This is a genomic window from Ruegeria sp. AL2, assembly GCF_056540845.1.
Map to the genome: position 1 here is coordinate 22,277 of NZ_JBQFXM010000008.1, position 14,209 is coordinate 36,485.

General features: G+C 57.2%; 15 protein-coding genes. 12 read left to right on the plus strand and 3 right to left on the minus strand.

Going from position 1 to position 14,209, the window contains the following annotated elements:
- Positions 1-56 precede the first annotated feature (56 nt).
- The 9 genes from nadA (at position 57) to ACR0ID_RS11830 (ending at position 9,020) form a co-directional block, all read left to right on the plus strand.
- On the plus strand, positions 57-1,106 hold the full coding sequence (gene nadA, locus ACR0ID_RS11790) for a quinolinate synthase NadA (RefSeq protein WP_480605599.1): 1,050 nt from the start codon (positions 57-59) through the stop codon (positions 1,104-1,106).
- A 6-nt stretch (positions 1,107-1,112) separates the two neighbouring features.
- Positions 1,113-2,681, plus strand: a complete 1,569-nt coding sequence (locus ACR0ID_RS11795; protein WP_480605602.1) for an L-aspartate oxidase — start codon at positions 1,113-1,115, stop codon at positions 2,679-2,681.
- Positions 2,678-3,526, plus strand: a complete 849-nt coding sequence (gene nadC, locus ACR0ID_RS11800) for a carboxylating nicotinate-nucleotide diphosphorylase (RefSeq protein ID WP_480605605.1) — start codon at positions 2,678-2,680, stop codon at positions 3,524-3,526. Before ACR0ID_RS11795 ends, nadC begins: the two co-directional genes overlap by 4 nt.
- Before the next feature lie 114 nt (positions 3,527-3,640).
- Positions 3,641-4,621, plus strand: a complete 981-nt coding sequence (gene bioB / locus ACR0ID_RS11805) for a biotin synthase BioB (RefSeq protein WP_480605607.1) — start codon at positions 3,641-3,643, stop codon at positions 4,619-4,621.
- Complete coding sequence (locus ACR0ID_RS11810; protein ID WP_480605610.1) at positions 4,618-5,751, plus strand: 8-amino-7-oxononanoate synthase; 1,134 nt, start codon at positions 4,618-4,620, stop codon at positions 5,749-5,751. Before bioB ends, ACR0ID_RS11810 begins: the two co-directional genes overlap by 4 nt.
- Complete coding sequence (bioD, locus tag ACR0ID_RS11815; RefSeq protein ID WP_480605613.1) at positions 5,748-6,368, plus strand: dethiobiotin synthase; 621 nt, start codon at positions 5,748-5,750, stop codon at positions 6,366-6,368. Before ACR0ID_RS11810 ends, bioD begins: the two co-directional genes overlap by 4 nt.
- Positions 6,365-7,651, plus strand: a complete 1,287-nt coding sequence (bioA, locus tag ACR0ID_RS11820; protein ID WP_480554876.1) for an adenosylmethionine--8-amino-7-oxononanoate transaminase — start codon at positions 6,365-6,367, stop codon at positions 7,649-7,651. The genes bioD and bioA overlap by 4 nt, the downstream gene beginning before the upstream one ends.
- The gene (locus ACR0ID_RS11825; protein WP_480519798.1) at positions 7,648-8,268 is read left to right on the plus strand and encodes a pimeloyl-ACP methyl esterase BioG family protein; all 621 of its coding nucleotides are present in this window, start codon (positions 7,648-7,650) and stop codon (positions 8,266-8,268) included. The genes bioA and ACR0ID_RS11825 overlap by 4 nt, the downstream gene beginning before the upstream one ends.
- Entirely contained in the window at positions 8,265-9,020 is a 756-nt protein-coding gene (locus ACR0ID_RS11830; RefSeq protein WP_480605616.1) for a methyltransferase domain-containing protein, read from the plus strand. The genes ACR0ID_RS11825 and ACR0ID_RS11830 overlap by 4 nt, the downstream gene beginning before the upstream one ends.
- A gap of 123 nt (positions 9,021-9,143) precedes the next feature.
- Here ACR0ID_RS11830 and ACR0ID_RS11835 read toward each other — a convergent pair whose 3' ends face one another.
- The 3 genes from ACR0ID_RS11835 to ACR0ID_RS11845 are packed head-to-tail and all read right to left on the minus strand — an operon-like array spanning position 9,144 to position 11,427.
- A complete protein-coding gene (locus ACR0ID_RS11835; RefSeq protein WP_480519802.1) occupies positions 9,144-10,070 on the minus strand; it encodes a carbohydrate kinase family protein in 927 nt (308 codons plus the stop codon).
- 39 nt (positions 10,071-10,109) lie between these two features.
- Positions 10,110-11,207 carry a glucokinase gene (locus ACR0ID_RS11840; protein ID WP_480519804.1) on the minus strand — a complete coding sequence of 366 codons (1,098 nt, stop codon included), beginning with the start codon at positions 11,205-11,207 and terminating at the stop codon, positions 10,110-10,112.
- Positions 11,191-11,427, minus strand: coding sequence for a family 1 glycosylhydrolase (locus ACR0ID_RS11845; RefSeq protein WP_480605620.1), 237 nt, complete (start codon positions 11,425-11,427; stop codon positions 11,191-11,193). Before ACR0ID_RS11845 ends, ACR0ID_RS11840 begins: the two co-directional genes overlap by 17 nt.
- Before the next feature lie 171 nt (positions 11,428-11,598).
- On the opposite strand from ACR0ID_RS11845, the gene ACR0ID_RS11850 reads away from it, so the two are divergent.
- From ACR0ID_RS11850 to ACR0ID_RS11860, 3 genes are read left to right on the plus strand one after another with little or no spacing between them, the layout of a single operon-like run.
- Positions 11,599-12,348 (plus strand): sugar phosphate isomerase/epimerase family protein, encoded by a 750-nt coding sequence (locus tag ACR0ID_RS11850; protein WP_480605623.1) that lies wholly within the window; start codon positions 11,599-11,601, stop codon positions 12,346-12,348.
- Positions 12,348-13,394 carry a LacI family transcriptional regulator gene (locus ACR0ID_RS11855; RefSeq protein WP_480605626.1) on the plus strand — a complete coding sequence of 349 codons (1,047 nt, stop codon included), beginning with the start codon at positions 12,348-12,350 and terminating at the stop codon, positions 13,392-13,394. Before ACR0ID_RS11850 ends, ACR0ID_RS11855 begins: the two co-directional genes overlap by 1 nt.
- Before the next feature lie 22 nt (positions 13,395-13,416).
- The gene (locus ACR0ID_RS11860; RefSeq protein WP_480483651.1) at positions 13,417-14,166 is read left to right on the plus strand and encodes a basic amino acid ABC transporter substrate-binding protein; all 750 of its coding nucleotides are present in this window, start codon (positions 13,417-13,419) and stop codon (positions 14,164-14,166) included.
- The last annotated feature ends 43 nt before the right edge of the window (positions 14,167-14,209 follow it).

The window sequence follows — 14,209 nt, forward strand, 5'->3', positions numbered from 1 at the left end:
CTAAGCCGTTCAGCAGCCCCGAGGGGTTGAAGGCAACTGACAAAGGTGGCTACCCGTTGCTCGATATTGCACATGTCCGCTCGGTGATTTCGGACGTTTATGACCTTGCCCCATCGGCCTCTCTGGCCAATGAGATGAAAGACACGTTTGCCCGCATGGATCGCGTGGTCAGCCCACCGGATTGGGCGATCTACGCGCCTTACGTGCGGGCCATCAATACGCTCAAGAAAGAACGTAACGCCGTGATCCTTGGGCACAATTACATGACGCCCGAGATTTTTCACGGTGTGTCCGATTTCGTTGGGGACAGTTTGCAGCTTGCGATCAAGGCTAGTGAGGTCGAAGAAGATGTGATCGTTCAGGCCGGTGTTCATTTCATGGCCGAGACGTCGAAGATCCTCAGCCCTCAGAAGACTGTTCTGATGCCCGACATGGAAGCCGGTTGTTCATTGGCAGAATCGATTACCGCTGAGGGAATCGATGAAATGCGCGCCAAATACCCCGGCGCGCCGGTTGTGTCCTATGTAAACACCACTGCTGAGGTAAAAGCAGCCTCGGATATCTGCTGCACCTCTTCGAACGCACTTCAGATCGTGAACGCCATGGTAAGCGATACGGTCATCATGACACCGGATCAGTATCTGGCGCAGAATGTTGCCAATCAAAGCCACAAGAACGTGGTGTATTGGCCCGGCTCTTGCATCGTGCATGAACAATACACCGCACAGGACTTGCGCGACTTCCGCGAATGGAACCCGGGAACACGGCTGATCGCGCATCCTGAATGCCCGCCGGATGTGGTGGCCGAGGCAGACTATTCCGGCTCGACCAGCGGCATCATCAAATACGTGCATGATGAAAAGCCGAAAAAGGCGATGCTGATCACCGAGTGTTCGATGGCATCCAACATTGCCGATGAATTGCCCGAGGTCGAATTTGTCGGGCCATGCAACATGTGCCCGTATATGAAGAAGATCACGCTTGAAAAGATCCTCTACGCCCTGCACACGATGGAAGGGCAGGTCGAGGTCGCCGAAGATGTGGCTGAAAAGGCGCGCAAATCCGTTCAGGCGATGATTGATCTGTCCCGCAAGCTCGGCATTTGATCTGAAATGACCAAAGTCACCACGGATCGCGTCATTATTGTGGGGGCTGGCATCGGTGCGCTTTATGCAGCATTGAAGCTCGCGCCGCGACCAGTGGTTGTAATCTCACCGGATGCTTTGGGTGAAGGTGCAAGTTCCTCATGGGCGCAAGGCGGTGTGGCCGCAGCAATGGATTTGTCGGACAGCCCGGAAAGCCACAGCCTGGACACCGTAATGGCTGGCGCTGGCATAGTCGTTCCGGCTGTTGCCGATCTGGTCACGCGCGAGGCGCGTCAATATATCCTCGACCTGACGACATTGGGCACGCCATTCGATCGCACCAAGGATGGCAGTTATGTGTTGTCACGCGAAGCGGCGCATAGCTTCGCGCGTGTCGTACGGGTGAAAGGGGATCAGGCAGGTAGTGAAATCATGGCTGCCCTGATCGAACGGGTGCATGAAACGTCCTCGGTTCAGGTGTTGGAAGGTGTCCTTGCCACGGCGCTGGACGTATCCAACGGTCGGGTGACTGGTGTCACGGTTCAGGACGCATCAGAAACGGGGTCCGAGCCCGTTACGCTCTGCGGGCCTGCTGTGTTGCTTGCCGGGGGTGGCTCTGGCGGGTTGTATGCCTTGACGACCAACCCGGCGCGCATTCGCGGGCAGGTCATCGGGATGGCCGCGCGTGCTGGTGCACTTATTGCTGACGCCGAATTCGTTCAGTTTCATCCGACGGCAATGGATGTTGGCGAAGATCCGGCACCGCTGGCAACCGAAGCGTTGCGCGGCGAAGGGGCAACCCTGATCAACAATAAGGGTGAGCGGTTCATGTTATCCGTTCATCCGGACGCAGAACTCGCCCCGCGAGACGTCGTCGCGCGTGCAATTTTTGCCGAAGTGCAGGCAGGTAACCGACCCAAGCTGGACACCCGCACCGCATTGGGCTCGAAGATAACGGACCTGTTCCCGGCAGTTGCTGAATACTGCGCGCGCAATGGCGTCGACCCGGTCAACGAACCGATTCCGGTCGCACCGGCAGCGCATTATCACATGGGCGGTATTGCCACCGACACTGACGGTCGCGCGACACTTGACGGGCTTTGGGTCTGCGGCGAGGCATCTTCGACAGGCCTTCACGGTGCCAACCGGTTGGCCTCGAACGGGTTGCTTGAGGCACTTGTCTTTGCACGCATCTGCGCCGAAAGTATCGGGGCATCCGTTCCGGTGGTGTCAAATGCCGACCCTGTTGCATTGCAGTTTGTTCAGGTAATGTCCCCGGACACAACAAAATCTATCCAGGAGTTGCGCGAAACCATGACGCGCGACGTGGGCGTTGTCCGGGACCGGGCGGGCCTAATCCGTGCTCTGCAATCTATTGCGCAGTTGGAGGCGCAGCACGATGCCTGCCCGTCATTTCGCAACATGTGTGCAACCGCGACCTTGATCGCTGCCGCAGCCTTGCAGCGCGAAGAAAGCCGCGGTGCGCACAAGCGATCCGACTTTCCAAAAGCCAATGATGGGCCCGGAGAGCGGTCCCGGATGTATTTGTCCGAAGCAATGAGCATTCGGGCCAAAGCCTGCGAGGAACTGTCATGACATATGCAATCCTGCCGGATCTGATTCTGGAACCCGTGGTCCGCGCTGCGCTGATGGAGGATCTGGGAAGCTACGGTGATGTGACAACCCGCGCCGTGATCTCACAGGAAACAACCTATACAGCCAGCCTGAACGCACGCGAAAACGCTGTCGTGTCGGGGATGCAAGTTGCTGCAATCGCGTTCCGGCTTGTGGATCCGTCGCTTGAGGTTGACGTGCGGATCAAGGATGGTTCGCGTTGCGCACGCGGTGATACGCTGATGACCATCAAGGGCTCTGCCGCATCGATCCTGTCCGGCGAACGTGTCGCTCTGAACTTTGCCGGTCGCCTGACGGGTATTGCCACAATGACAGCCGCATTTGTGGAGCAGACCAACGGCACAACAGCCCGTATGACCTGTACACGCAAGACAACGCCAGGTCTGCGCATCGTGGAAAAACAGGCCGTGCTGCACGGTGGCGGTTTCAACCACCGCTATTCCTTGTCAGATGCGATCCTGATCAAGGACAACCACATTGCTGCGGCAGGCGGCATCCGTAAGGTTCTTGAGGCCGCTAAGGCAAAGGCCAGTCACATGATGGCGGTCGAGATTGAGGTTGATCGACTGGACCAGCTTGCCGAAGTGCTGGACGTTGGCGGGGCTTCCGTTGTTTTACTGGACAACATGGACAATGACATGCTGCGCGAAGCGGTTGCCATGGTGGGCGGGCGGTTGAAGACCGAAGCCAGCGGCAACGTGACCTTGGAACGGGTCGCATCGATCGCGGCGACAGGGGTGGATTACATCTCGTCCGGTGCCTTGACGCATTCTGCCCGCACCGTCGATCTGGGGCTCGATTTCTGAAGGCGCGGCATTTCCGCTTGATTTAAGATCGTTTGCGCCAACACAGTTGCGTATTCAAGTTTTATCGATAATAAATCCACAGCAACGCAAGCTGCAGAGAGTTTTATAGATAAAATGATCATCCCACACTCCGGCTGGACCCGTAAAACTGCGCAAGCTATTCACGATCTTCCGCTGATGGATCTTTTGTTTCGTGCGCAGACCGTGCATCGCGAAAACTTTGATCCGAACCAGATCCAGACCTCGAAGCTATTGTCGATCAAGACGGGTGGCTGCGCCGAGGATTGCGCCTATTGCTCGCAATCAGCCCGTAATGGATCAACCTTGCCCGCATCGAAGCTGATCGAGGTTCAGCGCGTTCTGACCGAGGCCAAGAAAGCCCGCGATGGTGGCGCGACCCGGTTCTGCATGGGGGCGGCGTGGCGCGAGCCAAAGGCGCGTGACATGGATGCGCTGGTCGCGATGGTCGAGGGCGTCAAGGAACTGGGCATGGAAAGCTGCATGACGCTGGGTATGCTCGACGACACCCAGGTGGTGCAGCTGCGCGATGCCGGTTTGGACTATTACAATCACAACATTGACACCTCGGAACGCTATTACTCCGAAGTCATCACCACCCGTACCTTTGCGGATCGGATTGACACGATGAACCGGGTGCAGGAAGCAGGGATCAAGGTTTGCTCAGGCGGCATTCTGGGGATGGGTGAACATACTGGCGACCGTATCGACATGTTGCTGACATTGGCCAACATGACGCCTCCACCTGACTCGGTGCCGATCAATATGTTGATGCCGCAGGCTGATACCCCGCTTGCCGACGCCGAGCCGATTGACCCGATCGACTTTGTGCGGATCATTGCAACGGCCCGCATTCTGATGCCCAAGTCCTATGTGCGGCTTTCTGCCGGGCGCAGCGACATGAGTGACGAGATGCAGGCGATGTGCTTTTTCGCCGGTGCCAACTCGATCTTTGTTGGCGAAACGCTTTTGACAGCAGAAAACCCCGAAGAAGACACCGACGCGGTCCTGTTTGCGAAACTTGGCCTTCAGGCCGAAAAAGCCGAAACGCGAAACTGCACGGAAGCTGCCGAATGAAAGCAGTCAACCGACTGGAATCGATGCTTGATGCGCTTCAAGCCCGGCACCGCCGCCGGGCCTTGATCCCGACGCAAGGGCTGGATTTCGCGTCGAATGACTATCTGGGTCTTGCCGGTTCTCAAGTGTTACAACGTGCGGCGCATGATGCGTTGTCGCGGGGTGTGCCTGTAGGTTCGGGAGGTTCGCGTCTGTTGCGGGGCAACCACCCTGAACATGAAGCGCTGGAGCGGGAAGCGGCCGCATTCTTTGGAGCTGAGGCCGCGCTGTTCATGGGAGGCGGGTTTCAGGCCAATCAGGCGATCTTCTCCACGTTGCCAGCGGCTGAGGATTTGGTCCTATATGACGCCCTGGTTCACGCGAGCGCCCATGAAGGCATGCGGTCCAGCCGTGCAGACCTGCGTGCCTTCCGCCACAATGACGTTGCGGATGCACGCAACGTATTGCGCGACTGGCAATCTACAGGCGGTTCGGGTCAGGTCTGGATTGCCGTCGAAAGCGTGTATTCCATGGAAGGTGACCTGGCGCCGCTGGAAGACCTGTCCGTACTTGCGCGCGAAGCTGATGCGGTTTTGGTTGTTGATGAGGCCCACGCAACCGGCGTTTTCGGAGAGCGAGGCAGGGGTCTCGCGCATGACCTGAACGCTGATCTGCTGACATTGCATACCTGCGGTAAAGGGCTTGGTGTCTCAGGCGGACTGATCTGCGGTCCGCGCGTGATGATTGATACCCTGATCAACCGCGCTCGTCCCTTCATCTTTGCGACCGCTCCGTCGCCTTTGAACGCTTCTCTGGTTCGTGCTGCGCTACGGGAACTGGCCGAGGATGTCAGCCTGGTTGAAGGCGCGCATGAACGTATGCGCCATGCCCATGACGCCGCACGGCAACTGGGGTTGCCCGCAGCCGCGTTGAACAGCCAGATCATCCCGGTTGTACTGGGAGATGACGAGCGCACAATGGCGATGGCGGCCACTTTGCAGCAGCAGGGTTTTGACGTTCGGGGTATCCGCCCGCCTACTGTCCCAAAAGGCACATCCCGGTTGCGCGTCTCGATTACCGGAAATGTCACGCTGCAGGATATCTCGACCCTGTTTTCAACCATCGCAATTTGTCAGTCGGAGGCCGCATGAGCGCGCTGATCGTTACCGGAACCGATACAGGTGTTGGAAAAACCGTGTTTTCGGCTGGTCTGGTGGCAGCTTTGCAGGCCCGGTACTGGAAACCTGTTCAGTCTGGTCTTGAGGATGCAACAGACACTGAAACCGTGAGCGCGCTGAGTGGTGCCGAAGTCCTGCCCGAAGCGTACCGGCTGAACATGCCCGCTTCACCGCATCTGTCTGCCGAAGACATGGGTATTGAGATTGACCTCTCGCGTCTTGAAATTCCGAAAGTGGACGGGCCTCTTGTTGTCGAAGGCGCAGGGGGCCTTATGGTGCCGCTGAACCGCCAGTCGTTCTTTCTGGACCTGATTGCCGGATGGCAGGCTCCGGTTGTTCTTGTTGCGCGCACCGCCTTGGGAACGATCAACCACACCACATTGTCTCTGATGGCGCTTCGGGCTGTTGGCTGCGAGGTAGTCGGCGTCGCATTCGTGGGTGACCCCGTGCCGGACGTGGAGCAAACCATCGTCGAGATGTGTAAAGTGCATCATCTGGGACGCCTGCCATTTCTGAGCGACCTGACACCGCAGAGCCTGAACAGTGCATTTTCGGCAATTGATGTGGCGACCATTCGGAGGTTCCTGTGACCCCGTTGGAATTTGATGCGCGCCATCTGTGGCACCCTTATACACATGTGCTTGAACCAGGCCCGATGCACCTGATTACCGGGGCAGAAGGTGTCTGGCTGACGCGTGCTGATGGCGTCAGAATGATCGACGCAATGTCGTCCTGGTGGTGTACGGTGCATGGGCACAGGCACCCGGCCATCATCGATGCGATGCAAAAGCAGCTGAATACACTGCCGCATGTGATGTTTGGCGGTCTGACCCACGAACCCGCCGTGGAACTTGGCCGCAGGTTGGTCGACCTTCTGCCAGATGGCCTGGATCGCATTTTCTACAGCGACAGCGGCTCGGTCGCGATCGAAGTCGCGTTGAAGATGGCAGTCCAGTACCAGATTGCCAAAGACCGGGGCGAACGGTCTGAATTTGCCACGATCCGTGGTGGCTATCATGGCGACACATGGAAGGCGATGAGCGTTTGTGATCCCGTCAACGGGATGCATGGCCTGTTTCGCGGTGCGTTGTCGATCCAGCACTTTCTGCCACGCCCTCACATTCAATTTGGCGATGTGTGGCTCGACGATCCTTCCGAGAACGGGTTGGAGGCGCTGGAGGCGCTGCTGCACGACAAAGGGAACAGAATAGCCGCACTGATCCTTGAACCGGTGGTGCAGGGCGCAGGTGGGATGTATTTCTATCACCCCGCCTGGTTACGTGGGGCGCGTGGCTTGTGTGATGCGCATGACGTTTTGCTGATCTTCGATGAGATCGCGACCGGATTCGGACGCAGTGGCGAGATGTTTGCAATGGATCACTCCGGGGTGGTTCCGGATATCCTGTGTCTTGGCAAGGCGCTGACCGGTGGGCATATCACCTTGGCCGCCACTATCGCGACTGAGGCCGTCGCTCGCGGGATCGGTGAAAGTGAGGCCGGAGTTTTGATGCACGGTCCCACCTACATGGCCAACCCTCTGGCTTGTTCGGCAGGGGTGGCGAGCCTCGACCAGTTGCAACAGCGAAACTGGAAGCAGGAAGTTGCATCAATCTCGCAGCAGATGAAGGCCGAACTCGCGCCCGCACGCAATTTGCCCGGTGTTACAGATGTGCGTGTGCTCGGCGCAATTGGCGTCATCGAGATGGATGAGCGGGTCGACCCCTCCATCGCACATGGGTTGGCTACGGAAACCGGTGTGTGGTTGCGCCCGTTTGCTCGCAATATTTATTGCATGCCTCCCTATGTTATTTCACCTGACGAACTGAGCAGGGTAACGTCCGCGATGCTTGCTCTGGCTGGGGGGCAGAAATGAAAAGCCGTTGGCTGGCGCAATCAGATGACAGTACTCTGACCCTTGTGTTTGGTGGATGGGCACTGGGCGATGCTCCGTTCCGGGGTCTTACGGGGGGCGGAAATACTCTGTTGGTGGAAGGCTACATCAGTCTCGATGATCCCCTGCCTGATCTCGCCCGTTTCGATCACATTGATATGCTGGCCTTTTCCTTCGGTGTCTCGTCGGCTGCGCATTGGCTGGCGTGCTCGGGCTTTCGTCCCGACCGATTGATCGCCATCAGCGGCACTTTGCACCCTGCGTGCCCGGAACGTGGTATTGCGCCCGACATGATCAAGGCAACAGCGGCTCAGCTTTCCGAGCGCAGCTTCGCCAAGTTCTGCCGCCGTGCAGGTTTGCCAAGTGAGCCCCCGGAACTCGATATAGTCGCGGCGAAGCAAGAGCTTTTTTCCGTGATCCAGCGCGGGCCTGCCCCTGATCCGGGTTTTGACAGGGTGTGGATACCCACAAACGACCGGATCATTCCGACTACGGCCCAAGAAGCCGCATGGGCCTCAACCTCGGCCCGCGTCGAGCGTGTGGCGGCGCCGCACGTACCATTCCTACCGGGGCAAAGTTGGGCGAGTTGGGTATCATGACAGCGCAACTGGCAGACAGGGTGCAGCGGAGCTTTAGCAGAAGCTTTCAAACCTACCACGACACAGCAAGTCAACAAGCCTGGGTCGCAGGCAAGCTGGTGTCTGAACTGCGTCGTGCCGGAGCTCCGGACCGCTTTGAAACTGTCTTCGAGCTGGGATGTGGCACAGGGCATCTGACCCGTCTGATGCGACAAAGCTTTCACCTGCCAAACTTCATATTGAACGACATCGCACCACAGGCTCAGGCAACAGCGGATGCGGAAAAGGCCACGTTCATTGCCGGTGATGCGCGTGAAGTTCACTGGCCCTCCCGGATTGATCTGATCGTCTCGGCTTCGATGATCCAATGGATGGAAAGCCCGTTGCAATTGCTTCACAGAGCGATGGACGCGCTGGAGCCCGGCGGGTGGTTGGCGGTTTCGGGTTTTGGCCCTCAGCAATATCGAGAGCTTAGCGCGATCGGATCAGCTGCGCGTGCACCGGGTCTTACTACTCCGGCTGCTCTTGCCGCTGCTGTCGACGGCCCGATGCAGAAATTGGCCGTTGGTGAAAGCCTGAGGCGAACCTACTTCGATACGCCTCGCGAGGTTCTTAGGTATTTGCGAAGAACAGGTGTAAACGGCAGGGCGCAAGGAACATGGACCAAGTCCGCGCTGGCTCGGTTCGAAAACGTATACGCTAAGGAGTTCGGCACGGATCGCGGGGTCTCGCTGACATATCATCCCGTGTGGATCATTGCCCGGAAGCGATAGATACTTTTCTGCCGTGGCCTAACGTAATTTGTGAGCCTGCCAGGCGGTCGCAAACTCCGCAGCCACGGCCCTCGGACTTGATGCGATTGTCACCAGTTCGATTTTTCGGGTTTTTGCCGACAATCAAATTTCGTGTGCCCAGGGCGGTTCTGCCCCGGCGCGTGATACTGTTACTGCGGCAACAGTTGCGCCCAACGTCATGGCCGCCCGCAAGCTTTCGGAGGTCAGATTGCGCAGCCCCTGCTTTGTCAAATTCCCTGCGCGGTTGAGTTCGGTCAAAACCCCAGCATTAAACGTGTCGCCCGCGCCGATTGTGTCGACAACCTGAACAGGTTTCACCGGAACCGAAACCTTGGAACCATCGGCCAGGTACCCATTCGCTCCGTCGCCACCCCTGGTCACGATGAGGGCTGACGGGCCGGTTTGCAACAAAAGAGACGCTTTGGCACCCTCGGGTTCGGCTCCCGGGATGATCCAGTCAAGATCCTCGTCTGAAACCTTCACAATATCGGACTGTGCGATCATGCGGTTCAGGCGGGTCCGATACCGGGTCTGGTCCTTGATGAATCCCGGTCGGATATTCGGGTCCAACATCACTGCGCGATCCGCTCCGTGGCGATTCAGAAGTGAGGCATAGGCATCCGCGCAGGGTTCACATGCCAGGCTGATACCCCCAAGATACAGGGCGGACACGGCTGTTAGCTGGTCCGGCATGTCCTCGGGTTGCAGCATTCGTCCGGCGGTGTTTTCATCGACAAAGCTGTAAGTGGCGTGACCGTCTTTTAGCTGTACGAAGGCAAGGGTCGTGGGGCGGTCAGAGATAATCACATGTGACGTGTCAACATGGCTTGAATTCAGCGTCTTTGTAATTTGTTGGCCAAACATGTCAGACGACACGCCGGTTAGCATTCCGACGGAAACACCCAGACGACCGACTGCGACCGCCGTGTTCAATATCGCCCCACCTGTGTGCGGTACAAATCCTTGTTCGCCCGACACTGTCGGCTCGGAAATCATGTCGATCAGGGCTTCACCACAGCACAGGATCATTTCGTAGTCCTTTTCAGAGTATTTTGTCAGGGAGACTTGTTATCGCATCAAAGCGTTCTTGCAGAAATTGTTCGCCCCGATAATGCCGAACTCTGCTTGCTCGGAGACATACAGGTTCAACGAGCGGCGCAGCTCGCTGAAACGGCCACCGCCGTTGAACGCTTCCCGGAACTCTTCGCCGAACAACCAGCGATTCTTTTCCGCGACGCCGCCAACAAGAAACACTCCGCCCGAAGGCATCAGTGTGACAGCCATGTCGCCCATCAAAGCCCCCAGATGGGTGTTGAACATCCGAGCGGCTTGTACCGCGATGGGGTCAGAACGGTCGCGGGCATCGAGCAGAATGTCTTTCGCCGAGCGCGTTGGTGTCTGTATATGGCCTGCCGCCAGCCCGATCGCCTGATATAGGATAGGCAAGCCCGTACCGCTCAGGAACATCTCAGCTTCCAGTGCGAGGCTGTCACCAAAAAAACACTCAGGCGCAATGCTGCGGGCTGCTTCAAAGATGTCAACTTCGTCGCGGTGACGCGGATACAGACCCACATGCCCACCTTCTCCGGAGACTGTGTGATAGTGGCCCTCGGAAAACAGCAACGCTCCCACGCCAAGCCCGGTGCCAGGACCCACCACCAATCGCGTGCCTGCGGGCGGTGTCGCGTGACCTTGCAAGACGGCAACATCTTTCTGGGTTACTTCTGCCACCGACCACGCGGCAGCGGTGAAATCATTGATTACAAACGTATGGCTGGCACCGGTGGCTTTTGCCAATTCGGCCTCGGACAGGTCCAGATTGGCATTTGTCAGCCGAATCGTGCCGTTCCGGACAGGGCCTGCGCCCGCCGCCACGACCGCCTGTGGATTTGTTCCGATTTCATCCCGAAGCGCGTGAAACGCTTCCAGCAGATCTTCCAGTGTCCCCGTTGGGCGCTTGCGCAGGTCTGTCAGCTCTCCGTTCGTAACCACGCCCAGCCGCGTGTTGGTGCCCCCTATGTCAGCAACCAGATTCCAATGCTCATGCACCGCACCGAATGGTTGCGCTAACGGCTGAGAGACGTTCTGACCCCCGGAATGGGCAGACTTTAGCGCCATGAAAGACGCTTTGGGTGTTCTCTCAAGCGTTTCAAAATTCACGTCCACCAGTCCAAACCTTTTTCCACATTCGAAGGCCCATTCGCATTTGTCGCAGTAGTGACCAAACAAAACAGCCCTTTACCAGAACATCTTGTGCCAAAACGTCCCTTACGGCAGCCAGGTGTCGGTCGAGATAATCCATGCGATTATCATTCTGAAGACCCTCTGCGCGTGCCATACCGTTTTTGGTGATACAGATTGGTGGCTCGCTCGTATAGCCCTTCATTGTTCGGATCAGAAATCGGTTGCGGGAAATGGCTCGATTTCCCACCCCATCTGGGTTTTAGGCTAAGGCTCGAAGCCTTATTTAAGGCTGGCGTACAGATCGCATCAATACGGCGCTTGACAAGGATGCAGCTCGTAATTCACCATATTTGAAACGTTTCAAAGGTGAGGGATGCGAGTTTCTGCCCAACTCTACACAGTGCGGCAATGCGGTGATCTTGCAGATCAGCTGCAATTGGTTGCGGCCTGCGGTTTTTCAGATGTCGAAACCACTGGCTTGCACGGCCTGACCCCAGCTCAGATGGCGGGAACTATTTACGGGTCAGGCCTTAATGTTCGGTCTGCACATTTTGATTGGGAAGAGTTCGAAGGGCGTTTTACGGATATCGTCGAAGTATTAAACCTAATGGAATGCCGGGTGGCTGTCATGCCTTGGCTGGCGCCCCAGGTGCGGCCCGACACTGCCGAGGGATGGAGGGCGGTGTCGGGCCAGTTGTCCAAATGGGCAAATCAGCTGACAGATCATGATATCAGCCTAGCGTATCACAATCATGATTTTGATCTTATCGGTGAGGCCGGTGACACACCTCTTGACCTGATCCTTGCCGGCGGAGATGTCTTTTGGCAACCAGATATCGGTTGGCTGGTTGCGGCTGGTCTGGATCCGGCGGACGCGATCCGCCGCCACGCCAATCGAATCCTGTCCGTGCATGCAAAGGATATCGACCCAGCAGGCGGAACAGGTGACGCGCGCTGGCGCGATTTGGGCGAAGGCGTAGTTGACTGGAACGCAACCCTGCGTGCGCTTGCCTCGACCAACTGCACGGACCTGTTTGTCGAACATGACGAAACCGATGATCACGTGCGCACCCTGCAAACGGGTCGGTCATTTTTGACGGAACAATTGGCAGGGTTTGGGTGATGGCGCGAGCGACGATAAAATCGATTGCCAGAAGTACTGGGTATTCCGTTGGCACAGTCTCGAATGCTTTGCGGGATTCCGTATCGGTGAAACGGGAAACCCGGGAAGAGATTCAGAAAGTTGCGTCGGATCTGGGATACCGGGTGAATCTGGATGGCCTGAAGCTACGCACCAATAAATCCTATAGAATCGGGGTCATGGTCAGTGTTTCGAACGATGCTGCGGAAGAGTGGGAAGGTGTAGAGTTTACGCGTATTCTGGCCGGAATATCCAATGCGCTAATAGGAACGCGCTATCAGTTGAGCGTATTCAGCACATGTGATGGCGAGGCCGCGGTGCAGACGTTGAAGTCCATCGTGCAGGAAGGGCAGGCTGATGGCGTGATCTTTTCCGGCACGCGTGTTCATGATGAACGCGTCGCGTATCTGCAGGGGCAGGGCTTTCCTTTTGTCACATACGGCATGAGCGACAGCCCCCAACCGCATCCTTATGTGGATCTCGACAGTCAGGCAGCGGCTTATGATGCCACCGCCAGGCTGCTTGGGCTGGGGCATCGCCGCATCGCTTTGATAAACCCGCCGGATGACCTGATCTATGCGCAGCAACGCCGCAGGGGTTATGCTGATGCGCTGTCAGAATGCGGTGTGGAGTTCGACCCGACACTGGTTTCCACCGGCCCGACCACCGCGGAATCCGGTCAGCAGAAATTTGCTACGCTTATGGAGTTGCCGAAACCGCCGAGCGCCATCATCTGCGCTAATGAGGCCATAACCCTTGGGGCGCTGTCAGCTGCCGATAAAGCCGGAGTGCAGGTTGGAAGGGACGTTGTGGTCATCTCGAACGACGACTTGAAGCTCAGCCAGTATTTTGTACCGCCACCCAGCACTTATTACTTGCCGATTGCTGAAACAAGCCGTCTGCTGGGTGAGTTCATGTTGAAAGCTTTGGACGGGGTCGATCCGTCCGAGATTCAGAAAAAGATCAGGGCCTCATTGATCGAGCGGCAACCTGACACCCCGGCGCCGGATGCGGCGCAAACCACCTGATCCAACAAAGGAGTACCTGAAAATGTTTAAAAACCTACTTGCCGCTGCAACACTCACAACACTGATGGCTCCAGCGGCCTTTGCTGCCGACCTGGAAGGTCGTGTTCTGAAAATCGGAACCGATGCGACATACCCACCGATGGAAACCGTGGATGAAACAACCGGTGAGATCGTGGGCTTTGACGTCGATGTGATGAATGCAATCTGCGCGAAGGTCAATTGCGTCCCCAATTTCGTAAACACCGCCTGGGATGGTATCTTTGCGGCCCTTCAGCAGGGTGAGTTCGATCTGGTTATCTCGGGCGTGTCGATCACACCGGAACGCGAAGAAACCATGGACTTTTCCGAGCCTTACATCGTTGTCAGCCAGGCCATTCTGTTGCAGGTCGATAATGCTGACATGACACTTGAGGATTTCAAAGCCGGTGGCCAGAAACTGGCCGCGCAAACTGCGACGACCAACGCCCAATTGGCGGAAGAGCTTGTTGGGCGCGAGAATGTCAGCCTTTACGACAACTTCTCGGCCGCCATTTTGGCGCTTCAGAACGCGGACGTTCAGGGCGTGATCATCGATGGCACTTCAGCGGCGGCCTATGAACAGGAATTTGCGGGCGAGTTGACTGTTGGCATCACAGGCCTGCAATCCGACCCGTTAGGCATCGTGTTTCAGGAAGGCGATCCGACAGTGGATGCAATTAACGCTGGTCTGAAAGCCATTCAGGAGGATGGAACGCTGGACGAACTGACAGCCAAATACTGGGGCACCAATTGATCCATTAGCGCCCTTCCGGTCCGGCGGCCAGCGCTGCCGGGCC